The sequence below is a fragment of the Halomonas sp. WWR20 genome, from assembly GCF_054602495.1.
The window spans coordinates 1-23,193 of sequence record NZ_JBTRHR010000008.1 but is presented as its reverse complement, the minus strand read 5'-3'; the positions used below and the strand labels follow the sequence as shown (position 1 = coordinate 23,193).

The following is a 23,193-nucleotide window of genomic DNA, read 5'->3' as shown; positions in this document are numbered from 1 at the left end:
ATGAGCGACTACGTGGTCGTGATTCCGGCACGTTATGCGTCCAGCCGGTTGCCCGGCAAGCCGTTGCTGGATATCGCCGGCAAGCCGATGGTGGCGCATGTCTGGGAACGCGCCCGTGGCAGTGGCGCAAGCCGGGTTGTGGTGGCTACCGATGATGCGCGTATCGAGGCGGCGCTCGCACCACTGGGTGCTGAAGTCGTCATGACGCGCAGCGACCACCCCTCGGGGACGGATCGCCTGGCCGAGGTGACAGCTCTGCTGGGCTTGTCTGCCGAGACGTTAGTGGTCAATGTGCAGGGAGACGAGCCGCTGCTGCCCTCGCAACTGATGGATCAGGTCGCGCAATGCCTGCACGAGGACCGCGAGGCTTCCATTGCGACGCTGGCTGAGCCCATTACGCAGGTAGACGCTCTGTTCAACCCCAATGTGGTCAAGGTGGTGCGTGACTTACGCGGACGTGCACTATATTTTTCGCGCGCCCCCATTCCCTGGGATCGCGAGCATTTCTCGGTGCGTCCCGAGCTTTTGGAGACCGACGGTTGGCTGCGTCATATCGGCTTGTACGCCTACCGCGCCGGTTTTCTCGCCGATTATGTCCGCTGGGTGCCGTCACCTCTTGAACAGCTCGAACAGCTCGAACAGTTACGTGCTCTGCACCATGGTCATCGCATTCAGGTGGCCGTGGCGGCGGCGCCTCATCCGGCTGGCGTGGACACGCCCGAGGATCTTGAACGGGTGCGTCAGTTATTGAGTGCCGCATGACGTTGTCTTGCGCTAGTGAGAGGTGACGATGATACGTGTGTTGTTTGTCTGCCTGGGCAATATATGCCGCTCCCCAACGGCGGAGGGGGTGTTGCGTGAACGTGTGGTCGAGGCCGGGCTCTCCGGTCTCGTCGAAATCGATTCCTGCGGGACGGGGAACTGGCATGTCGGCGAGGCGCCTGATGAGCGTGCCGTGGCGGCGGCTGCCAAGCGTGATGTGTCTATCGAGGCGCTTCGGGCGCGGCAATTATCGACAGCCGACTTCTCGCGGTTCGATTACCTGTTGGCGATGGATAGCGATAATCTGGCGTACATCCGTTCGCGCTGTCCCGACGCATGTCAGGCTCATGTCGGGCTGTTTCTCGATTTTGCCGGCTATCGCGACAAAGGTGTGCCGGACCCGTATTACAGCGGCGAGGCGGGTTTCGATCTGGTGCTGGACCTGATCGAGGAGGCCGCCGATGGATTGATCGCCGAGCTGCGGCAAAAACTTGCGCACGAGGACGTGCATGCAGATCGCTGAAGCCGATCTGTCGCGGGCCAACACGCTGGGGCTGGCCTGCACGGCCGAGCATTTCACTGCGGTGCGCAGCCTGGATGAGTTGCGCCAGGCGCTGCGCCTGGCTCAGGAGTCGGGTTGGCCGCTGAGCGTGCTCGGCGGTGGCAGCAATCTTATCCTGCCGCGTCATCTGCCAGGTCTGGTGGTGCAGCCGACGTTCGCCGAATGGCGGCTCGAGCCGGAGAGCAATGGGATAGTGCGCGTTCACGCCGACGCCGGATTATCCTGGCACGCGCTGGTCATGGCGCTGGCCGAACGGGGGTTATGGGGGACTGAAAATCTGGCCCTGATTCCAGGCCATGTCGGGGCGGCCCCGATCCAGAACATCGGGGCCTATGGCGTGGAATTGGCGGATGTGCTGGAAGAGGTGCATCTGCTGCATCGTCTCGATGGCCGCGAGGAGACGCTGGGGGCCGCCGAGTGCGATTTCGGTTACCGCGATAGCGTGTTCAAACGTTCCCTCAGCAATCAGGTGATCATTTCCAAGCTGGTACTGCGCCTTTCCACCCGGCCCCGGCCGAAGCTCGATTACGGTGCGCTGCACGAGCGCGTGCCAAATCACCCGGTTCCGCTTCAGGTCGCCCAGGCTGTATGTGCCGTGCGCCGCGAAAAGCTGCCGGACCCCAAAGTGCTAGGCAACGCTGGCAGTTTCTTCAAGAATCCCTTGATCGAGCGTGGCTTGGCCGACGCATTGTTGGCCCGTTATCCCGCGATGCCATATTTTCTCCAGGCCGATGGACGGGTCAAGCTGGCCGCAGGCTGGCTGATTGAGCAGTGCGGTTTCAAGGGCTATCGCGACGGCTGTTTTGGTGTACATGACCGCCAGGCCTTGGTGTTGGTACATCATGGGCAGGGACGGCTCGAGGAGCTGCTCGCCTTGGCAGAGCTTGTCGCGAGTACGGTATTCGAGCATTTTGGTGTTGTTCTGGAACGCGAGCCACAGTTGTTGGCAGCGCCGTAAACCTTTCTTGACGGCATAAAAAACACCCCGAAGGTTGGCTTGGCGTCCAGCTTTCGGGGTGTCGTTCAATCTTATCTTACCGTACCTGTTATGCTCCGGGCAGGTTAGCTGCCCGGAGATACAGCGCTTTAGCTGTTATCGTCGCTGGTTTGCTGGCGCCGACGGATTTCCCGTGGGTCGTTATGTGCCCGACGACGACGGCGAGGTTCCCCTTCGGTGATGGCTGCATCCGCATTTGGCTCAGCCTTGGACACTTGCGGTGCAGTCTCCGTATCGGCTTTGGGCGTTTCCGGCGTCTTTTGTTCCGGTTTCCCCGCATCCGCCTTGGGCAGTTCGGGCTCCAGCGGCTCAGCCTTGGGCGTCTGCGGGGCCTTTGGCTCCGGCTGCTTCACGTCCGCCTTGGGCAGTTCGGGCTCCAGCGGCTCGGCTGTGGGCGTCTGCGGGGCCTTTGGCTCCGGCTGCTTCGTGTCCGCCTTGGGCAATTCGGACTCCAGCGGTTCGGCCGTGGGCGTCTGCGGGGCCTTTGGCTCCGGCTGCTCCGCGTCCGCCTTGGGCAGTTCGGATTCCAAGGGCTCGGCCTTGGACGGCTTGGATTCAGCTGGCTTGGGGCCGCCCAGCATTTTCTGCTCGGGTTTTGCTTCCTCAACTGCCTTGGCAGGCGCAGGCGCAGGCGCAGGCTCGGCCGGCTTCTGAGGCTGGGTGGGCTGAGACGCAACACCTTCAGACTCTTGCGCGTCCGCCTTGGGCTGCTCTGGCTGGGTGGATTTCGGCCGAGATGTATTGCGCTTGGGCGCCTCCAGTTCCGCCAAGTCGGCTTCAAGGTCCGCTTCGGGCACCTCGGCTTCGGGAGCTTCCGATTGAGGTGTCTTGGGCTTGGGCGACGCTTTCTCGGCACCCTTGGGCTTGCTGGCCGCAGACTGAGTCTCATCGGTTCTGACTGGCTCGGGCTTGGCAGGCGCTACGTTGCTGTCCGCCTGTTGAGATTGCGGCACTGTTGCGTCGGCCTTGGACGCTTGCGCTTCACCGGTTGCAGCTTCGCTGCTGACCGCCTGGGCTTGCAAGCGCTCCTGTTCGGCGACAGCCTGTGGGTTGAGGGCCTGTTGGCGGCTGCGCTGACGCGGGTTGTTACGCGCGCGTTTGGGTTTGGCATCCGCTGCGCTCTTTTCCGACTTGGCCTCGGCTGGCTCCTGGCTGGCTTTCGGCTCCTCGTCACGCCCCTTGTTGTCGCGAGGCTTGTTTCTACCGTTGGACTTATTGTCGCCACGTGGCGGACGATTCTCGTCACGCGACTCGGTAGCCTTGGACTCCTGGCGAGCGTTATCCGCACGAGCGTTGTCCTGACGGGTATTGTCCTGACGGGCGTTGCGAGCCGGACGGTTTTCATCCCGACCCTCACTGCGCCGGCGCCGGTTGCCACGCCCGTTGCTGGCTTCGCTGCGATTGTTGTTGCGCTCCTCGCTGGAAGGCGCCTCGCTGCTACTCCCGCGTCCAGACGTGGGCCGCTGGGCGCTTTGATCGCGCGGTTCACTGCGCCCAGTATCGGCTGGCTTAACGGTCGGGGGCGGCGTTTCTTCACTGCCCAACAGTTTGTTGAGACCCTTGAACATCCGCGACAGGAAGCCGGCATGTTGCTGCATGGCGGCCGGCTGTGCCGCCGGGGCGGCCGGTGCTTGTTCCTGACGCAGTGAGTCCGGTGCCGGGGCGGTGTGCGCCACGGACTTTACCGCGGCCTCAGTGCGCAGGGGCGGCTTTTCGAAATTCGGGTCCGGTTCCTTGCCCACTTCGGTGTCGGTGGGGAGTTCGAAGCTGGATTTGGTTTCTTCATCCTCTTCGACATGATCGTCGCGCAGACGCTGAACATCGTAATGCGGCGTATCCATTTCGGGGCTGGGCAGGAGTATGACCTGCACCCCCTGACGCCGTTCTATTTCGGCAAGCACGCTACGTTTTTCATTGAGCAGATAGGTGGCCACAGGCACCGGCAGAATGGCACGGATTTGCGCGCTGCGCTCCTTCATGGACTCTTCTTCGATCAAGCGCATGATGGACAGCGACATGGAGCGCACATCACGGATCGTGCCTTGCCCGTCGCAGCGCGGGCAGACCACGCCGCTGGTTTCTCCCAATGAGGGGCGCAGACGCTGGCGTGACATTTCCATCAGGCCAAAGCGCGAGATGCGACCGATCTGAACCCGGGCGCGGTCCAGCTTCAGCGCGTCACGCACCTGGTTCTCGACGTCACGCTGGTTCTTGGCCGGTGTCATGTCGATGAAATCGATCACCACCAGCCCACCGATATCGCGCAGACGCAACTGACGGGCCACTTCGTCGGCCGCTTCCAGGTTGGTCTGCAAAGCGGTTTCCTCGATATCGCTGCCGCGTGTCGCACGTGCCGAGTTGATATCGATGGAGACCAGGGCTTCGGTGTGGTCGATGACGATAGAGCCGCCGGAGGGCAGCTTGACTTCGCGCTGATAGGCCGTCTCGATCTGCGACTCGATCTGAAAACGCGAGAACAGCGGCACATCATCGGTATACAGCTTGATCTTCTGCTGGTAGGAGGGCATGACCTGCCGAATGAATCCCAGCGCTTCCTGATGAACTTCGGGACTGTCGATCAGCACCTCGCCGATATCCTGGCGCAGGTAGTCGCGCATGGCGCGAATGATGACGTTGGACTCGCGATAGATGAGGAAGGGCGCCGGACGCTTGCCGGCTTCTTCGGTGATCGCTTCCCAGACCTGAACCAGATAATCGAGGTCCCACTGCAGTTCTTCGGAGGAACGACCGATACCTGCGGTACGCACGATGACGCCCATCCGGTCGGGCAGGGTCAACTGGCCCATGGCCTCCTTGAGCTGGGAGCGATCATCGCCCTCGATACGCCGTGAAATGCCGCCCGCGCGCGGGTTATTGGGCATCAGTACCAGAAAGCGTCCGGCCAGGCTGATGAATGTGGTCAGGGCCGCGCCCTTGTTGCCGCGTTCTTCCTTGTCGACCTGAACGATGACTTCCTGGCCTTCCTTCAGGACTTCCTTGATGCTGGGCCGGCCGGACGTTTCCTTGATGAAATACTCGCGGGAAATCTCCTTGAGCGGCAGGAAACCGTGGCGGTCGGCGCCGAAATCCACGAAGGCGGCTTCGAGGCTGGGTTCGACACGGGTGATGCGCCCGCGATAGATGTTGGCTTTTTTCTGTTCTCTGGCGCCGGATTCGATATCCAGATCGTAAAGGCGTTGACCATCGACCAGAGCGACGCGCAGCTCTTCGGGCTGGGTCGCGTTGATGAGCATCCGTTTCATGTTGTCTCGCTGAATGGTCGTGCCGGTAAGGCGGCGACTCGAATATCGGCGACGACGAACCGCTTGCTGTCGTGTTGTGCTCAGTGCATGTCGTGGATGCGTCGTGATACCTGGTTGGGGTAGGGCCTTACATGGCAAATTTCAGCTTCTTTGGCCGTGCAATTCCCTGACGCGGCATGATCATGTTGAGTACGCGGCGGCGGCAGGACATGTCTCGGCGGGCGCTATATCGTTTCCCGTCCGGTCCTGCGGTCTTCCGCCAGACACCTGGCTGCGTCGGTTCGGCGACGCCGGCCTCCGGCACGGTGTTGACTTTCCCCGTGGCGGTTGAATGGCTCGTGATCCCTTTATCGTGGGCGAGGCATCCTCCCCGGTTCCGGGCATGATGTTGCAAACTTTTCGATCATCTCGATCACTTTCTGGTAATGCTGCGGTCTGCAGCGTTGCCGTGATCGTTTTGTTCGTCGCTCGGGCCTGCGTGTCTGTCGTGCAGGCGCGACCAATGGACATTTCAAGCCCATTTGAGCGAGTCCGGAATATAACAGTAAAGCGTTTGACCAGCAATTGGCGTCAATGGTGCCGCAGTGCGATAGAATGGCGCCTGTTTCGCGGTCCGGTGGGGCCGTTCATTGACTGTTTAGCGTAAGGAGAGAGCGCGCATGGCCGAAGGCCGCGACGTTCAGTGGGTCGAGGTAGGGGAAGGGCATGTCGGGCAGCGCATCGACAATTTCCTGCGTACACGTCTCAAGGGGGCGCCCAAGGCGCTGATCTACCGCATCGTGCGTAAGGGGGAAGTGCGGGTCAACAAGAAGCGTGTCAAGGTGGATTACCGCCTGGTGGAGGGGGATCTGGTGCGCATTCCTCCGCTGCGCCTAGCTCCGGAAGCGGCGGTGCGCGAAGTCAGTGACAATTTGCGTAATGTGCTGGCCGGCAGCGTGCTGGTCGAAGGGCCGGACTGGTTGGTCATCAACAAGCCGTCGGGACTTGCCGTGCATGGTGGCAGTGGCGTCAAGATCGGCCTGATCGAGGCATTGCGCCAAGTGCGCGACGATCTCGACTTTCTGGAATTGGTGCATCGGCTCGATCGCGATACTTCGGGATGTCTGCTGCTGGCCAAGTCGCGCGAGGCGCTGTTGACACTTAATACGGCACTGAAAGATCGCCAGATGGATAAGCAGTATCTGGCGCTGGTGCAGGGGCGCTGGCCCGCCAAGCGGGAATATGTCAGCGCACGGCTGGACCGTTTCGAAGCGGGCAATGGCGAGCGTCGGGTGCGCGTGGATGCGGAAGGCAAGGTCTCACGGACGCTCTTTGCCGTGCGCGAGACTTTTCCCAATGCCACTCTGGTCGAGGCCGAGCCGATTACCGGCAGAACGCATCAGATCCGGGTGCATGCGGCGCATGCCGGTTGCCCTTTGCTGGGCGACGACAAATACGGCAGTCGTGAAGGCGAGCGCCTGGCACAGAAGCTGGGTCTCGATCGGTTGTTTCTGCATGCGGTGTCGTTGACCTTTCCCGAGCCGCGCAGCGGACGTCCGGTGCATATCAAGGCGCCCCTTGGCGAAGCCTTGGAAGGCGTACTGGCACGGGCCCGCGAACAGCGCTAAGTGTGCGACGACGGAGCCTGGCTGGCACCACCGTGAATTATTGTTTTGACTAGGAGAGTGCATGCGTTACCGGCTGGTGATCTTCGACTGGGATGGCACGCTGATGGACTCCGAGGCCCGGATAGTCGCCTGTATGCAGGCGGCGGCCAGAGATGTGGGCTGGCCGACGCTGGAGCGCGAGCAGGTCAGAGACATCATCGGGCTGGGCTTGCCCGAGGCCATCGCCAAGCTCTGTCCGCAGATATCCCGGGCACAGGCTGTAGCAATGCGTGAACGTTACTCGCACCATTTCGTGGCTGCCGATCAGCAGCCGATGCGCTTCTTCGAGGGGGTCGAGAGGGGCATCGATCAACTGCGTAACAATCCCCAGGTCCGTCTCGCCGTAGCCACCGGCAAGAGTCGGCGTGGATTGGAGCGTGTCTTCGATACGGCAGCGTGCCGGGCGTGGTTCCATGCCAGCCGTACCGCCGACGAAACGCTATCGAAACCTCATCCGCGCATGCTGCAGGAGTTGCTGGCCGAGACCGGGGTCGATGTCAGCGAGGCATTGATGGTGGGAGACACCGAATATGATATGGAAATGGCGCGTGCCTTGGGCATGGATCGTGTTGCCGTCACTTATGGCGTGCATGCTGTCGAGCGGCTTGCGCGCTCTGCGCCTGTGCTGACCGTGAATGAGTTTCCGTCACTGATCGACTGGCTGCATGAATGACGCCGCCAGGTCATACTCGAATGAATCGATACTGAGCGATACCGATGAGCGATGATAAGCAGCATGATGACTGGACCCAGGGCCCCCAACTGAGTCAGGAAGAGGCGCAGCGTCGTATGCAGGACAAGGCGTCCTTGGAGAATGCCCGCGAGACGTCGGACGATGCCGAAACGTTGCGCGAGAAGCAGCGTCTTGCCCAGCTTGAGATGATGGACCGCTGGATCGGCGGGGTGTTGACGGAGCAGCGCCGCAGCCGGCGTTGGAAGCTGTTTTTTCGGTTTCTGTTCGCCTTGCTGTTGCTGGCTTCGCTGCTGACCACCTTTTACACTTTGTTTGTCGACGATATCGATACGCCGCCGACCGAGACGCATCTGGGCGTAGTCGACGTGCGAGGGGTGATCGATGCCGAAGGCGAGGCCAGTGCCGAAAGGGTGATCGAAGGGCTGCGCGAGGCGTGGAAAAGCCCGGCGACGCGGGCGGTGGTGCTGCATATCAACAGTCCGGGGGGCAGTCCGGTACAGTCGCAGCGTGTCTACGATGAGGTTCGCCGACTGGAATCGCTGGGCGACAAGCCGATCATCGCGGTGATCGAGGACATCGGGGCCAGCGGCGCCTACTATATCGCCGCGGCGGCCGACGAGATTTATGCCGCGCCCTCCAGTCTGGTGGGATCGATCGGCGTGATCTATTCGGGGTTCGGCTTGCAAGAGGCCATCAACCGGCTGGGCGTCGAGCGCCGCGTCTTCACCGCGGGTGAGAACAAGGCGTTTCTGGACCCTTTCTCATCGATCTCTCCCGACCAGCGTCGTTTCTGGCAGGAGGTACTGGACAGTACGCACCGGCAGTTTATCGAGGCCGTCAAAGCCGGGCGGGGGGAGCGTCTGCAAGACGATCCTCGGCTATTCTCGGGATTGGTCTGGACCGGTGAGCAATCGCTGGGCCTGGGGCTCATCGATGGTTTGAAAAGCGTCGATGATGTATCCCGCGAGCTGGTCGGCGAGGTGCGGTTGCGTGACTATACGCCGGGTCTCGATCCCTTCGAGCGGTTGTCACGGCAGTTCGGCCGCGTCGCCGCCGAGTGGCTGGGGGTACCCTCGGTCTCCTCGCCGCTGCGCTACCAGCTGCCCTGAACCGATCTCATGGCCCCCAGGCCGGTGGCGATACGCCGGCGCCGGGGCATCACGCGGCTGCGCCATCGAGCAGCGGGTCCAGCCCCGCCTCGCGCAGCAGGGCGCATAGGCGGATGAGCGGCAGGCCGACCAATGTGTTGGGATCCTTGCCTTCGAGACGCTCGAACAGGGTGATACCTAGTCCCTCCATGCGGAAGCTGCCGGCGCTATCCAGCGGCTGCTCGCGTGTCACATAGGCCACGATTTCCGCCTCGCTCAACCGACGAAACACGACATCATAGGTTTCATGGCAGATCCGTTGCCAGCCGTGAGCGGTATCGATCAGCGCCAGGCCGGTAACGAAGCTTACCCGTTGTCCCGAAAAGCGTCTCAGCTGGGCTTGTGCCCGGCTCACGTTGCCCGGCTTGCCGAGTATGGCGTTGTCGTATACCGCCACTTGGTCGGAGCCGATGATCAACTGGCGGGGATGATCGACCGCGACCTTTTGCGCCTTGGACAGGGCCAGACGCTGTACCAGAGCCTCAGGAGGTTCGCCTGAGCGTGGCGTTTCATCAATGTCGGGACTGACCCAAGTATAAGGTAGCTCGAGCCGGTCGAGCAGCTGACGACGCCAGCGTGAGCCGGAAGCAAGTACCAGGCGCGACATGATCTCTCCTTGACGGGGTGAGGGGGTAAAATGTGGCATAGCGTGAACTTGCATTATACAGGGCTGTCCTCCGTAAGTATTTTGACAGAACTCTAGGGAATCCCTATCATTGCGCGCCTATGTTAACCACACGACTTCCCAATCTGGTCGAGCCCTACAAGCTCGCCGCCAATCACGAGCAACTCGAAGGGCTTATGTCTCTCGAGAAGATGTCGCGTCTCGGTGAAGAAATCGGTGAGCAGCAAGGCGACTGTGAGGTGCGTCTGGGCTTCGGTGTCGATGCCCACGGACGGCGCTTCATCGATGGCGAGCTGATGGCAAGGGTGCAGGTTCCCTGTCGCCGTTGCCTGGAGCCGATACCGGTGACGCTGGAAAGCCGCTTCCTGCTGGGAGTGGTCACCAGTGATGCCCTGGCGGCCGAATTGCCGGGAGATTACGAGCCGGTACTGGTGGAAAACGAGCAGCTGAATCTTCTGCCGGTGATTGAAGATGAACTCATCCTCAGTGTGCCGCAGGTGATTTACCACGACGAGGCAGAATGCGCCGTCTCTCGAGAGCAGCTGACCAGTGCTGATCCCGAAGTGCCGGATGAGCGCCCCGAAAACCCCTTCAGCGTACTGCGTACGTTGAAAGGTAAAAACTGAATCTTTGTTGATTACTCTGGAGTAAATTGCCATGGCTGTTCAACAGAACCGCAAAACCCGTTCCAAGCGCGGCATGCGTCGTAGTCACGATGCCCTGACGGCTCCGGCCCTGTCTCAGGACAAGGAGACCGGCACCACTCACCTGCGTCACCACGTGGCTCCCGACGGCTTCTACCGTGGCCGCAAAGTCGTCGACGCCTAAGGCGACGACGTCCGCACTTGACCGTGCGAATTGCCATTGATGCGATGGGCGGGGACTTGGGTCCCCGCATTGCTGTCGCAGGTACGTTCCATGCCCTGTCCCGGCACCCCGGTCTAGAAGTCTTGCTGTTCGGGCCTCGTGCCGTCCTCGAGGCTGAAATGGCTGTCTTGCCTCGTCGCTTGCTTGGCTTGCGCTCCCGTTTGACGATCCTTGATGCGCCGCATGTCATTTCTCAGGAAATGAGGCCTTCCAGTGCCTTGCGTGGCGCTGAACAAACGAGTCTTTACATGATGCTGGCAGCGGTACGCGATGCCAGAGTCGATGCTTGTGTCAGCGCCGGCAATACCGGTGCCTTGATGGCGCTGGCGCGACGTATGCTGGGTACCGTGCCGGGAATCGAACGGCCAGCGATCAGTACCGCGATACCCACCCGGGACGGCGGGCGCTGCTACATGCTGGACTTGGGCGCCAATATCGATGTGCCCGCGCGATATCTGGTGGACTTCGCGCGACTGGGAGCCGTCATGGCGCGTGGCGTGGATGGCTTGGAAGCGCCGCGCGTAGCGTTGCTCAATGTGGGTATCGAGGCCGGCAAGGGGGCGGCGAGAGTGCGCGAGGCGGATTCGCTTTTGCGTCATGCGCCAGGGATCAACTACGTTGGCTTCGTGGAGGGAGATGCGATCTTCTCCGGCCAGGTCGATGTGGTGGTGTGCGACGGCTTCGTAGGCAATATCGTTCTCAAGGCCAGCGAAGGTTTGGCGCGCATGTTGATGACGCGTGTGCAGAAAACCTTCGAGGCGCATTGGACAACACGGTTGGTGAGCGTCCTGGCGCGTCCGGCATTGTATCGGCTGAAAGGCCAACTCGATCCGGTGCGCTATAATGGCGCAAGTTTGCTTGGATTGGCGGGGATCGTGGTCAAGAGTCACGGCGGATCCGAAGATCAGGGGTTTTCCTGGGCGATATCGCGTGCCGTGCGCGAAGTGCAGATGGCGTTGCCTCGTTATCTGGCGCAACAGCTGGATGGGGGGCAGGACGTTCAGCCCTCTATCCCCTCGGCCTCCGTTGCGGACGACGGTGACCGAGGGGATAGCGGGTTTTCGGCCCGTGTGAGACCCGACGAATCCCATCCTCAAAGGTAACAGCGATGACTCAATCCCTGGCCCTTGTCTTTCCAGGGCAGGGCTCCCAGCACATCGGCATGCTACGGGAGCTGGCCGAGCGCTACAGTGTAGTGCGCACGACCTTCGATGAAGCCTCCGAAGCCTTGGGCTACGACCTCTGGCATGTAGTGCAGGAGGGGCCGGAGGAGGCTTTGAATGCCACGGCCTGCACACAGCCTGCGCTGCTGGCGTCGAGTGTGGCGGTCTGGCGTGTTTGGCAGGAGCTGGAAGGCCCGCGGCCTGCGGCAATGGCCGGGCACAGCCTGGGTGAGTACAGTGCCATGGTATGTGCCGGAGCGATCGGTTTTGCCGAAGGCGTGCGGCTGGTGAAACTGCGTGGCGAAGCGATGCAGGATGCCGTACCCGTGGGCCAGGGCGCCATGGCGGCTATACTGGGGCTGGAAGACGCCGCAGTCGAGCGTGCATGCCATGAAGCGCTACTGCAGGGCGGCGCTCAGGGTGAGGTCGTGTCCGCCGTCAATTACAATGCGCCTGGGCAGGTGGTGATTGCAGGCAGCAAGGCGGCGGTTGAGCGGGCAATCGCGTTGTGTCAGGAGGCGGGCGCCAAGCGGGCACTACCGCTGCCGGTCTCGGTGCCATCGCATTGTGCCTTGATGAAGCCGGCCGCTGAGCGCCTGATGACCGCGATGGCCGACATCGAGCTCAAGGTGCCGAGATATACGGTAGTTCAGAATGTCGATGCCTGTGCGCATGCCGATGTCGATACGCTGCGTACCCGTCTGATCGAACAGTTGTATCAGCCGGTACGCTGGACGGAGTGTATCAATGCCATGAGCGAGCAGGGTGCTCGGGTGTTTATCGAATGTGGGCCTGGCAAAGTGCTGACGGGCCTTAACAAGCGTATCCAGCGCCAGGCCAAGGGGCTGGCCGTGAATGATCCTGACAGCCTTGCCGCCGCGCTGGAGTTGGCCCGCGACGCTGTCAGCGAATCGAACCCCTAAAGGATTTAGGAAACGAAATGACGAGCGAACGCAGAGTTGCCCTGGTAACGGGGGCGAGTCGTGGGATAGGCCGGGCCACTGCGTATGAGCTGGGTCGGCAGGGACGGATCGTGATCGGGACCGCGACCAGCGAAAAGGGTGCCGAGCAGATCGAGGCGGGACTACGAGCCCAGGGGATAGAGGGAGCCGGGCGCGTACTCGACGTGACCGATCAGGCCAGTGTGGACGCCTTGATCAAGGCTATTGGCGCCGAGTTCGGCGCGCCTACCATCCTGGTCAACAATGCCGGCATCACCCGCGACAATCTGTTGATGCGGATGAAAGAGGACGAGTGGGACTCGGTACTCGATACCAATCTAAAATCCGTCTATCGGGTGACCAAGGCTTGCGTGAGAGGTATGACCAAGGCGCGCTTTGGTCGCATCGTCAGTATCAGCTCCGTGGTGGCGGGCATGGGCAATCTTGGGCAAAGCAACTATGCTGCCGCCAAGGCGGGCATGGAAGGCTTTACTCGGGCACTGGCACGCGAGGTAGCTTCGCGTGCTATTACTGTTAATGCGGTGGCCCCGGGATTCATTGCCACCGATATGACTCAGGCACTGCCGGAGGCTCAGCAGGAGTCTCTGTTGGCCCAGATACCTCTGGCGCGTCTCGGCGAGCCTGAGGAAATCGCCGCTGCAGTGGCGTTTTTGACCAGTGAGTCCGCCGGTTATATCACCGGGGAAGTGTTGCAGGTCAATGGCGGCATGAATATGCGCTGACGCCCCGGTAGACGCGGTTGCGTCGTCTGGGAGCGGTCTATAAACTAGCCGCAGCTTTCCTGAGCTAGCGGATTCGTACCACTAGGAGTAACGAAACAATGAGCACCATCGAAGAGCGCGTGAAGAAGGTTGTGGCCGAGCGCCTGAACGTCAAGGAAGAGGACATCCAGAACACGTCGTCATTCACCGAAGATCTCGGTGCGGATTCCCTGGATACTGTCGAGCTGGTGATGGCGCTCGAAGAGGAATTCGACACTGAAATCCCCGATGAAGAGGCCGAGAAGATCACCACCGTACAGGAGGCGATCGATTACATCGTCGCTCATCAGTAGAGTGCATGAGGCGGCGATTTCCGGCGCCGACTCGTAACCTCGATGCTCAACGAAAGCCGCTCCCTATGGAGCGGCTTTCGTTTTTCAGTCACCATCGACTGGCTCCATCCTGTACAACGATCAGGTATAATACGCGCAAACACGGCCATGCCGTGCCAACTTGCAAGTTTGGAGGAGAGCTGATGCCTCGCAAAAGGGTCGTGGTGACCGGGGTCGGTCTGGTAACGCCGGTCGGCAACACCGTCAAGGAAAGCTGGGACAATATCCTGGCAGGCAAAAGTGGCATCGCACCGATCGAGCATTTCGATGCTAGCGGCTTCAATACGCACTTCGGCGGCTCGATCAAGGGCTTCGATATCAGTCCTTACCTGAATCCCAAGGATGCCCGCAAGATGGATCTGTTCATCCAGTACGGCATTGCGGCGGGAGGGCAGGCGCTGACGGATTCCGGGCTGGAGTGTACCGAAGAGAACGCCGATCGTATCGGGGTGGCGATTGGTTCGGGAATCGGCGGCCTGCCGATGATCGAGCACAACCACAATGCGCTGCACAAGGGCGGTGCGCGACGCATCTCGCCCTTCTTCGTGCCGGGATCGATCATCAATATGATTTCCGGCAATCTGGCCATTCAGCACGGTTTTCGTGGGCCTAATATTGCCATCACGACGGCCTGCACCACGGGAACCCACAACATCGGCTACAGTGCGCGAACCATCGCGTATGGCGATGCCGACGTGATGTTGTGCGGTGGCGCCGAGATGGCCACCACCCCGCTGGGACTGGGAGGCTTCAGCGCGGCGCGAGCGCTGTCGACGCGCAACGACGACCCGCAGGCGGCGAGCCGTCCCTGGGACCGTGATCGTGATGGTTTCGTGCTATCCGATGGTGCCGGTGTGCTGGTGCTCGAAGAGTATGAGCATGCCAAGAAGCGTGGCGCACAGATCTATGCCGAAGTCGTCGGTTTCGGCATGAGCGACGATGCCTACCACATGACGGCGCCGCCTGAGGATGGTCGTGGCGCGGCGTTGGCCATGTCCAATGCGATTCGCGATGCCGGCATCGCTCCCGGCAAGATCGATTACATCAATGCCCATGGCACTTCGACTCCGGCAGGTGATCTGGCTGAAAGTCGTGCCGTGGAGCGTGTGCTGGGTGATGCCGCCAAGTCGGTAGCGGTAAGTTCGACCAAGTCGATGATCGGCCACCTGCTGGGGGCCGCCGGGGCAGTCGAGGCGATCTTCAGTATTCTGGCCATTCGCGATCAGGTTGCACCGCCCACCATCAATCTCGATACCCCCCAGGAAGGTTGCAACCTCGATTACGTGCCGCACACCGCACGGCAGATGCCGATCGAGTACACGTTGTCGAACTCCTTCGGTTTCGGTGGTACCAACGGCTCGCTGATCTTTGCCCGCATCTGAAGCCTGGAGGCGGGGTGAACCGTTGCCCTTTGATGACCGCGGAGTTGCCTACGGAGACGGCCTTTTCGAGACCGTTCTCGTGCGTGACGGGCAGGCGCAACTATGGGACCGGCATGTGGCCCGTCTATACCGTGGGTGCGAGCGACTCGGTTTGCCGTTACCGGAGCGTGCGCTGCTGGATTCCTTGCCGGGACAGGCAGATCCCGGGCTGCAGGTGCTCAAGCTGATGGTGACCCGGGGCAGCGGGGGGCGAGGTTATCTGCCTCCGGAGTCGCCTGCGTTGAGCCTGCATTGGCAGGCTGCGCCTTTCACCCCGGCAACGTCCCGCTGGCATCAGGGGGTACGGGTCCGCCACTGCCATCTTCGGTTGGGTATCCAGCCACGTCTGGCGGGAATCAAACACCTCAACCGGCTCGAGAATGTTCTGGCTCGACAGGAGTGGCACGACCCCGATGTGGCGGAAGGTATCTTGTGCGACAGCGAGGGCCAACTGGTCGAGGCGGTGGCGATGAACCTGCTCTGGTCCCGCGAAGGGCGCTTCGAGACCCCAAGCCTGGAACGCTGTGGAGTCTCGGGGACGTTGCTGGAAACGCTCTGCCAGCAGTTGCCGATCGCTGCGGTGCAAACGGGGCCCGAGGTGCTTGGCGAGGTGGAAGCGCTGTGGGTCATCAATTCGGTGCAGGGCGCATGGCCGGTGGTCCGCCTGGATAATGCTCAGGGAACCTGCCTGCATAAGTGGGAACTCAATGCCAGGCATCGAGAGCTTCAAATGCATGTTCACCGGCTGCTGGGGTATCCCGGCGATCCAGGGTCGCCGGCTTAAGTTATCAATGAGGAGCCACCATGCGAGTGGTGAAAATCGTGCTATTGCTCGCGCTGGTCGGCGTGATTGCCGCCTTTTTAGCCTTTCGCTTCTGGGAATCCCGACTCGAAGCTCCGATTGGCGCCGAGACGCAGACGCTTTACGAGGTTCCGCGTGGGGCGGGGTTTCAGCGCGTCATCGTCGAGCTTGCCGAGCGTGGCGTGATCGACGAAACCTGGCCGTATCGGGTGCTTGCCCGGCTCGAGCCCCAAGCGGTGGCGGGGCTGCGTGCCGGTGAATTCCTGATCGAACCGGGACTCTCCGGGCGTGAACTGATCGCATTGCTGTCCAGTGATAGCGTGGTGACCTACCGGCTCACGGTGCCCGAGGGCTGGACATTCGACCAGATGCGTCAGCTGTTGGCGCAAGCGCCGAAGCTGGAGCAACGTACCGCCGAGATGAGCGATCAGGACGTCATGACGGCGCTGGGACATGCAGATGAGCATCCCGAAGGACGCTTCTTTCCGGATACGTACCGTTATCATAAAGGTGTCAGCGATCTGGAATTGCTGGGCCAAGCCTATCAGCGTATGGCTGACACGCTAGAGGACGTCTGGGCCACGCGCGACGACGGTCTGCCTATCGAAACGCCCTACGAGGCATTGATTCTAGCCTCGTTGATCGAGCGGGAAACCGGCGCTTCCGCGGAGCGTCGCCAGATTGCCGGCGTCTTCACGCGTCGCCTGCAGCGCGGCATGCGCCTGCAGACCGACCCGACTGTCATATATGGCATGGGCGACGCATATCAGGGCAATATCACCCGTGCCGATCTGCAGCGCGACACCCCCTACAACACGTATGTGAATTCGGGGCTGCCCCCGACGCCCATCGCCATGCCGGGACGGGCGGCACTCGAGGCTGCCGTACACCCGTTGCCGGGCGACACGCTCTATTTCGTGTCCAAGGGGGATGGCACGCATCATTTCTCGAGTACGCTCAGCCAGCACAACGCGGCGGTACGTCGCTACATTCTCAATCGCTGACAATGGCGGGCGATCGGCAGAACCATGCAGGAACTCACAACGACATGACCCAAGGACGCTTCATTACACTCGAAGGAGGAGAAGGCGTAGGCAAGACCACGAACGCTGATTTCGTCTGCCGCTGGCTTGAAGCGCAGGGGCTTGACGTGTTGCGCACCCGCGAGCCGGGAGGAACACCACGTGCCGAAGCGATTCGCCAGCTATTGCTCGATCCGGCACCGGAGGAGCCGCTGGCGCCCGATGCCGAGCTGCTATTGATGTTCGCGGCCCGTGCCCAGCATCTGGAAAGTCGGATTCGTCCCGCGCTGGCGCAAGGCACCTGGGTCGTGTGCGATCGCTTTACCGATGCCACCTTCGCTTATCAGGGCGGGGGGCGAGGCATCGATCCGCAGCGCATCGCCATTCTGGAAAGCCTGGTCCAGCAAGGCCTACAGCCCGACCTGACGCTGCTGCTCGACATGCCGGCTGACGTGTCGCATGAACGAGTCGATGCACGTCTCGCGGGCCAGGGTGGCCAGCGTGACCGCTTCGAGCGAGAGCGAGGCGCATTTTTCCAGGCAGTACGCGAGGCCTATCTCGCGCGTGCGCGCGAGGCATCGCAGCGTTTCGCGTTGATCGATGCCTCGCGGGAACTGTCCGATGTGCAAGCGCAGATTGCTGCGTGCCTGACGGTGCGGACTGCGGCATGGAGTTGAACCCTCTGCCCTGGCAACAGGCGCTATGGGAGCAGTTGACGCGGCTGCAGGACACGGGCCGGCTGGCTCATGCCCTGCTGATTTCCGGCCCCCATGGGGTCGGCAAGCATGAATTGGCCGACGCTCTGGTTGCCCGCACGCTGTGCCGCGCTCCCGGCGAAACGGCATGTGGCACCTGCCATGGCTGCCGAATGCTGGCGTCCGGCTATCATCCCGACCTGCTCGAGGTCGCGCCTGCCGAAAAGGGGCGCCAGATCCGTATCGACCCGATTCGTGAGGTCAATGCCTTCGTGTCGCAGACGGCGCAGCAGGGCGGCTATCGCGTGATACGTCTCCAGCCTGCCGAGGCCATGAATGTCGCGGCGTCCAATGCGTTACTCAAGAGCCTCGAAGAGCCCGGGCGTAAGACGCTGTTCGTGCTGCTGGCGGACATTCCTTCGCGTATGCTGCCGACCATTCGCTCGCGCTGCCAGCACTGGAGCCTGGGCGTGCCGGCCCATGACTCCAGTGTTGCTTGGCTGAGTGAACGGCTGGGGAGCGCCGAGGAGGCGGCTTTCTGGCTGCGCGTTGCCGGCGGCCTGCCGCTGTTGGCGGAAGAGCTTGCGAGTGCCGAGGCACGCGGACTACGCCAGGAGTTGCATGAGCTGTTTGATGCGCTGGTGCGCGGCGCCGAACCGGTAGGCGAGGCAGCCCGGCTTGATCGACAATCCCTCGACCGAGTCTTGTGGTACGGTATTGCCTGGCTTGAAGATCTGATCCGCCTGGGACTTTCGGGTGATCCGGAACGAATCCGCAATCCCGATCTCTTGCCGTTGTTCCGTCAGGCGGTCAAGAATGCCCGTGTACGTGACTGGTTTCGCCTATTGGATTACGCGCGTGAACAGCGGCGCTTGATCGCTGCGGGCGGTAATCCCAATCCCCAACTGGTCATGGAGGCCTGGCTGATTCGCTGGGCGGCCTTGCTTCGCTCCTGACGGACACACCGGGCTCGTCGTATTCTGGAGGCCTCAATGGCAACGCAAAAAGCGCTTTCCCTGACGATTCGCGATGAACAGACACTGCTCTCGGCATATATGCCTTGGCTCGAGCGGGGCGGTATGTTCGTGCCCACTCAAGAGCGTTATGCCCCCGGGCAGGTGGTGCATCTGCTGTTGACGCTACCGGACGAAACAGAACGGATGCCGGTGTCGGGTACGGTGGCCTGGATTTCCCCGTCTGGCGTCGGCGGGCGTCGCATGCCGGGGATCGGCGTTCACTTCGATGACGGCGGACATGCCGTGCGGGATCGTATCGAGGGGCATCTTGCCGGTTTGCTGAACAACTCGATGCCGACTTATACGCTTTAGCTTCGACAGGCTCGGCCCTGCCTCGATTATGCACATTCTTCTTTCCAATCAAGTGAAACCATGTTCGTCGACTCTCATTGTCATCTCGACCGTCTTGATCTCACCTCCCACAACGGTGATCTGAACCGTGCCCTGCAGGCGGCTCGGGCACGTGACGTACGTCAGTTTCTGGCCATTGCCGTAAGCCTCGCGGAGGTGCCGGGGCTTGCCGAAATTGCCCGAGCGCATCAGGACGTAGTGATTTCGGCAGGGATTCATCCGTTACATGAGGGCGAGGAAGAAGAGCCCGGTGTGGAGGCGATCAAGGCATGCGCCGAGCGCTTTGGCGCGGTGGCTATTGGTGAAACCGGACTGGATTACCACTATGACAGTGTGCCCCGCGAAGTGCAGCATGAACGCTTCAAGCGCCACCTGATCGCGGCAAACGAGTTGGAGCTGCCGGTCATTGTGCATACGCGCGACGCGCGCGAGGAGACGCTGGCACTGATCCGGGAGCATGTCGACCCCGGCGTGGGCGGTGTCCTGCACTGTTTCACCGAGGATATCGACATGGCCCGCGAAGCGGTGCGTCACGGGTTCTACATTTCCTTATCGGGCATCGTGACTTTCCGCAATGCCGTGTCGATTCGAGAACTGGCACGCTGTCTGCCGTTGAATAGGCTGTTGATCGAAACCGACAGCCCTTATCTGGCGCCGGTACCGTACCGCGGCAAGCCCAATGAACCTCAATGGGTAGTGGAGGTCGCAGAGTGTATTGCCACCGAGCGTGGCATCAGTCTCGACGAAGTGGCCATGCAGACAACGGTCAATTTCTATCGCCTGTTTCAGGCTGCGGCACCCGAGGCCCCTGCGGAAGTGCGTGAGGCGCTGGCACGGGCTAGTCTGTTCTGAAACGTCTTTTTTCTGTCATCAGCATCAGGAGGCCTCGATGTCGCTGGAACCGTTGGTTGCGCATCTTGATCCCGAAGGCGCGATTCCCCCCGTCGATCGCTGGGACCCGCCGCATTGCGGTGATATGGACTTGCTCGTCACGGCGGATGGCCGTTGGATTCATGAAGGGACCCCCATTGGGCGGCCAAGGTTGATTCGGCTGTTGTCCACTGTGATGCGACGTGAGCCGAATGGAGAGTATTGCCTGGTGACGCCGGTCGAGAAGGTGCGTATCCAGGTCGAGGACTGCGCCTTTCTGATCGTTGATGCGGAACAGGTCGGAAATGATTGGCGTCTGACGACCAATGTCGGCGATCAGGTCATCCTTGGCGAGAAGCACCGGTTCGAGGTGACCGCCACACCTTCTGGCGAGCCGGTGCTGGAAGTCGCGATCCGCTTCGGCCTGACGGCGCGCCTCAACCGTAATGTCTATTATCGGTTGATCGATATCGCGCAGATCCGTGAAACCGACGGTGCTCAGGAATTCGGCTTGCTCAGCGGCGGCGTCTGGCAGCCGCTAGGGTCATTATCGGCGAGCGCCGAGTGATCGCTGCATCTTTACCCTTGCCGCTGACACAGGAGCAGCGCGCGGTCGTCGAGCATGCGCATGGCCATGCCCGGGTCGCGGCGGTCGCCGGGGCCGGCAAGACCACGACCCTGGTCGCTCGCGTCCTGCATCTGTTGGCTCACGGCGTGCCGCCGCAGCGCATCATGGTGTTGATGTTCAACCGAGCGGCGCGTGAGGACTTTTCCGCCAAGCTCGTTGCCCTGGCACCGTCAGGGCAGGCACTGCCGCAGGTGCGTACGTTCCACTCCATCGGCCATCGTCTAACGCAAAGCTTGATCCGCTGGGGCCGGCTGGCGCCGCGGCAGTTGCTACAGGCCGAGTGGCAGCTTGAACGGCTGTTACGGCAAGCAGTCATACAGAGTTTAGGGTCGGCTAGCGCGAGCCATCGCGAGGCGGCGCTGGAAGGCGATCGTGTCGAAGCCTTCGGACACTTCTGCGATCTGGTCAAGGCCGAGGTGATGGCTCCGGCGACGCTCTATGAACGGCTCGATTTCGGTACCGATACCGGGCATTTCGTCGAAGGTTTCTCGCACCTCGAGTCGCTGCTCGAGCAGCATGGTCTAATGACTTATGCCGATCTGCTGTATCGACCGCTACTTTGCCTGGAACGCGAACCCGAGACCCGGTCGCGGATACAGGGGTTCCTGGATCATGTCATCGTCGACGAGTATCAGGACATCAACGAGGTGCAGCAGCGTCTGCTGAGCCTGCTCGCCGGGGAGCGGGCCGAGGTCATGGTGGTCGGCGATGCCAACCAGTGCATATACGAATGGCGCGGCGCGCGTCCCGACTACATGCTGGCGCGTTTTACCGCCAGTTTCGGCGCCGCCAGCGATTATCCGCTTTCCTATACGTTTCGCCATGGACATGTGCTGGCGCTGGCGGCCAACCACGCCATTCGCGCCAATCGACGACGTCCCGACCAGCAGTGTCTGGCGGCGCCGGACAATCCGGCAACAATGATCGAAGTGGGCCTGGGAAACTCACAATTGATCGAGGCGTTTACACAGTGGCACCAGCAAGGCCGCGCCTACAGCGAAGCCTGCATTCTGGTGCGTAGCTGGGCACTGTCGGTTCCCGTGCAGCTCCAACTGTTGCGTGCGGGCATTCCGTTCCGGCTATCGCGCGAGGATCGTTTCGTTTTTCGCCTGCCGCTGGTACAGGCGCTCGCCGGTTATTTACGGCTGGCCCATGATGCCCGTCTGCTCAATGACCCTGAGCATTTGCTGCTATTGTTCTCTCAGCCGACTCCCTTCGTGGCGCGCGAGCGGCTTCAGGCGTTGACGCAGGCTCTGGCGGCAACGCAGCGCTGGCCGGAGCGGCAGGATCCGCTACTTGAGGGGCTCAAGCCGTTGCAACGGCGCAATCTCAAGCGGCGCTGGCAGCTGCTGTGTGAGTTGCCGCGGCTGGCTCAGATGCCTCCAGCCAAGCTGCTTGAGCATGTCGTCGAGCGTATCGAGGCCGACAAGGTCCTCAAGCGGGCGGCCGCCCGGCGCGAAAAGGGCGAGGAAGACGTCCGGTTGCTGGACGTGTTGATCGAGCAGGCCGGCGAGCTGGCCAATGATCCGCTGGCCTTCATCGAGCTGCTGCGCAATCCGGTGGAGAACCGCAGCGATGGAGTATTGATCACCACGGTACACGGGGCCAAGGGCCTGGAATGGTCCTGGGTCGTGCTGTCGGGAGTCAACGAAGAGGATTTCCCGCACTATAGCCGTGAAAACCCTCTCGACGACGAAAGGCTCGAAGAGGAACGGCGTCTCTTCTACGTGGCGATGACGCGAGCTTGCGAACGTCTGCTGATATTGCATGATGGGGGAGATCACCGTCCCAGCCGATTCTTGGCGGAAACCGCCTGGCAGGACTGCCAGCGCATCGGCAGCGTTCTGTATGAGCGCGCCGACGGGGGCGGCAAGGATGCTGAAACTCCTCTAGAGGTCCGTGACCCGCAGCTAGTGTCACGCTATCTCTCGGCGCTCGGCTACTCCTTGCCACTGCGGGCCGCGGTATCTGAGCGTGACGTCACCGCCGATGCCTCGAATGCCTGGAGGGTAGGGCAGTGGGTCGAGCATGCCGTATTCGGCATAGGCGAGATTCAGGGCGTGGAAGGTAATCCCACCGACCCGGTCATCGAGGTGGGTTTCACCCACTCCGGTCAGCGGCGGCTGATTGCCTCGCGTGCACCGTTGAAAAAGATCTCAGCCCCGGGGGAGGCGGCGCTGTCCTAAAGCCGTATGGAGCAACAGCATAAGGTGTCGCTCACCTTGGCTAAACGCCAACGGCCCCGTCGTGACGGGGCCGTTGGCGTTAGAGGCGGGCGAGACTCACATGTTGGGATAAGTGGGTCCGCCGCCGCCCTCGGGCGCCACCCACTGGATGTTCTGCGCCGGGTCCTTGATGTCGCAGGTCTTGCAGTGCACGCAGTTCTGGAAGTTGATCTGAAAGCGCGGCTGGCCGGCATCGTCCTCGACCACCTCGTACACGCCGGCCGGACAGTAGCGCGTCGCCGGCTCGGCGTACCTGGGCAGGTTATGCTGAATGGGAATCTCGGGGTCGATCAGCTTGAGGTGGCAGGGCTGGTCCTCCTCGTGGTTGGTGTTCGACAGGAACACCGAGGAGAGCTTGTCGAAGGACAGCTTGCCGTCGGG

Annotated in this window: 24 protein-coding genes; 21 read left to right on the top strand and 3 right to left on the bottom strand. The window is 61.6% G+C overall.

The features are described from left to right. Genes kdsB through murB form a run of 3 tightly spaced genes read left to right on the top strand, consistent with a single transcriptional unit; the run spans position 1 to position 2,282 of the window. On the top strand, positions 1-762 hold the full coding sequence (gene kdsB / locus ACW4DH_RS15045) for a 3-deoxy-manno-octulosonate cytidylyltransferase (RefSeq protein ID WP_459637219.1): 762 nt from the start codon (positions 1-3) through the stop codon (positions 760-762). 28 nt (positions 763-790) lie between these two features. Beyond that, entirely contained in the window at positions 791-1,285 is a 495-nt protein-coding gene (locus ACW4DH_RS15040) for a low molecular weight protein-tyrosine-phosphatase (RefSeq protein ID WP_459637218.1), read from the top strand. Beyond that, on the top strand, positions 1,272-2,282 hold the full coding sequence (gene murB, locus ACW4DH_RS15035; protein ID WP_459637217.1) for a UDP-N-acetylmuramate dehydrogenase: 1,011 nt from the start codon (positions 1,272-1,274) through the stop codon (positions 2,280-2,282). Before ACW4DH_RS15040 ends, murB begins: the two co-directional genes overlap by 14 nt. 128 nt (positions 2,283-2,410) lie before the next feature. Here murB and rne read toward each other — a convergent pair whose 3' ends face one another. Further along, positions 2,411-5,584, bottom strand: a complete 3,174-nt coding sequence (gene rne, locus ACW4DH_RS15030) for a ribonuclease E (protein WP_459637216.1) — start codon at positions 5,582-5,584, stop codon at positions 2,411-2,413. A 659-nt stretch (positions 5,585-6,243) separates the two neighbouring features. Here rne and ACW4DH_RS15025 point away from each other — a divergent pair. The 3 genes from ACW4DH_RS15025 to sppA all read left to right on the top strand — a co-directional run bounded on the left by ACW4DH_RS15025 (position 6,244) and on the right by sppA (position 9,033). After that, positions 6,244-7,191, top strand: a complete 948-nt coding sequence (locus tag ACW4DH_RS15025) for an RluA family pseudouridine synthase (protein ID WP_459637215.1) — start codon at positions 6,244-6,246, stop codon at positions 7,189-7,191. A gap of 61 nt (positions 7,192-7,252) precedes the next feature. Next, complete coding sequence (locus tag ACW4DH_RS15020; protein WP_459637214.1) at positions 7,253-7,903, top strand: HAD-IA family hydrolase; 651 nt, start codon at positions 7,253-7,255, stop codon at positions 7,901-7,903. A gap of 44 nt (positions 7,904-7,947) precedes the next feature. After that, entirely contained in the window at positions 7,948-9,033 is a 1,086-nt protein-coding gene (sppA, locus tag ACW4DH_RS15015; protein WP_459637213.1) for a signal peptide peptidase SppA, read from the top strand. Positions 9,034-9,082: 49 nt separating this feature from the next. Here the strand turns inward: sppA and ACW4DH_RS15010 are convergent, their stop codons facing one another. Beyond that, complete coding sequence (locus ACW4DH_RS15010) at positions 9,083-9,679, bottom strand: Maf family protein (protein WP_459637212.1); 597 nt, start codon at positions 9,677-9,679, stop codon at positions 9,083-9,085. 119 nt (positions 9,680-9,798) lie between these two features. Here ACW4DH_RS15010 and ACW4DH_RS15005 point away from each other — a divergent pair, with 119 nt between their 5' ends. The 15 genes from ACW4DH_RS15005 (at position 9,799) to ACW4DH_RS14935 (ending at position 22,773) form a co-directional block, all read left to right on the top strand. Continuing rightward, positions 9,799-10,323, top strand: coding sequence for a YceD family protein (locus tag ACW4DH_RS15005; protein WP_459637211.1), 525 nt, complete (start codon positions 9,799-9,801; stop codon positions 10,321-10,323). 31 nt (positions 10,324-10,354) lie between these two features. After that, a complete protein-coding gene (gene rpmF / locus ACW4DH_RS15000) occupies positions 10,355-10,525 on the top strand; it encodes a 50S ribosomal protein L32 (RefSeq protein ID WP_459637210.1) in 171 nt (56 codons plus the stop codon). Positions 10,526-10,548: 23 nt separating this feature from the next. After that, entirely contained in the window at positions 10,549-11,667 is a 1,119-nt protein-coding gene (plsX, locus tag ACW4DH_RS14995) for a phosphate acyltransferase PlsX (protein WP_459637344.1), read from the top strand. Between the two features lie 5 nt (positions 11,668-11,672). After that, on the top strand, positions 11,673-12,650 hold the full coding sequence (gene fabD / locus ACW4DH_RS14990; RefSeq protein ID WP_459637209.1) for an ACP S-malonyltransferase: 978 nt from the start codon (positions 11,673-11,675) through the stop codon (positions 12,648-12,650). A gap of 17 nt (positions 12,651-12,667) precedes the next feature. Further along, positions 12,668-13,411, top strand: a complete 744-nt coding sequence (gene fabG / locus ACW4DH_RS14985) for a 3-oxoacyl-ACP reductase FabG (protein WP_459637208.1) — start codon at positions 12,668-12,670, stop codon at positions 13,409-13,411. A gap of 98 nt (positions 13,412-13,509) precedes the next feature. Beyond that, positions 13,510-13,743: an acyl carrier protein gene (gene acpP / locus ACW4DH_RS14980; protein WP_110600108.1), complete on the top strand. Its 234-nt coding sequence runs from the start codon at positions 13,510-13,512 to the stop codon at positions 13,741-13,743. A 182-nt stretch (positions 13,744-13,925) separates the two neighbouring features. Continuing rightward, complete coding sequence (fabF, locus tag ACW4DH_RS14975) at positions 13,926-15,164, top strand: beta-ketoacyl-ACP synthase II (RefSeq protein ID WP_459637207.1); 1,239 nt, start codon at positions 13,926-13,928, stop codon at positions 15,162-15,164. 22 nt (positions 15,165-15,186) lie between these two features. Further along, on the top strand, positions 15,187-15,987 hold the full coding sequence (gene pabC, locus ACW4DH_RS14970; protein WP_459637206.1) for an aminodeoxychorismate lyase: 801 nt from the start codon (positions 15,187-15,189) through the stop codon (positions 15,985-15,987). A gap of 20 nt (positions 15,988-16,007) precedes the next feature. Beyond that, on the top strand, positions 16,008-17,009 hold the full coding sequence (mltG, locus tag ACW4DH_RS14965) for an endolytic transglycosylase MltG (protein ID WP_459637205.1): 1,002 nt from the start codon (positions 16,008-16,010) through the stop codon (positions 17,007-17,009). A gap of 44 nt (positions 17,010-17,053) precedes the next feature. After that, positions 17,054-17,704 carry a dTMP kinase gene (gene tmk / locus ACW4DH_RS14960; protein ID WP_459637204.1) on the top strand — a complete coding sequence of 217 codons (651 nt, stop codon included), beginning with the start codon at positions 17,054-17,056 and terminating at the stop codon, positions 17,702-17,704. Continuing rightward, entirely contained in the window at positions 17,695-18,678 is a 984-nt protein-coding gene (locus ACW4DH_RS14955; protein WP_459637203.1) for a DNA polymerase III subunit delta', read from the top strand. Before tmk ends, ACW4DH_RS14955 begins: the two co-directional genes overlap by 10 nt. A gap of 36 nt (positions 18,679-18,714) precedes the next feature. Further along, entirely contained in the window at positions 18,715-19,050 is a 336-nt protein-coding gene (locus ACW4DH_RS14950) for a PilZ domain-containing protein (protein ID WP_459637202.1), read from the top strand. A 60-nt stretch (positions 19,051-19,110) separates the two neighbouring features. After that, entirely contained in the window at positions 19,111-19,941 is an 831-nt protein-coding gene (locus ACW4DH_RS14945) for a TatD family hydrolase (RefSeq protein WP_459637201.1), read from the top strand. Positions 19,942-19,978: 37 nt separating this feature from the next. Beyond that, a complete protein-coding gene (locus ACW4DH_RS14940; RefSeq protein ID WP_459637200.1) occupies positions 19,979-20,527 on the top strand; it encodes a DUF1285 domain-containing protein in 549 nt (182 codons plus the stop codon). 17 nt (positions 20,528-20,544) lie between these two features. After that, positions 20,545-22,773 (top strand): ATP-dependent helicase, encoded by a 2,229-nt coding sequence (locus tag ACW4DH_RS14935; protein WP_459637343.1) that lies wholly within the window; start codon positions 20,545-20,547, stop codon positions 22,771-22,773. A gap of 96 nt (positions 22,774-22,869) precedes the next feature. Here the strand turns inward: ACW4DH_RS14935 and ACW4DH_RS14930 are convergent. After that, a partial coding sequence (locus tag ACW4DH_RS14930; protein ID WP_459637199.1) for a 4Fe-4S dicluster domain-containing protein occupies positions 22,870-23,193 on the bottom strand: 324 nt, incomplete at its 5' end.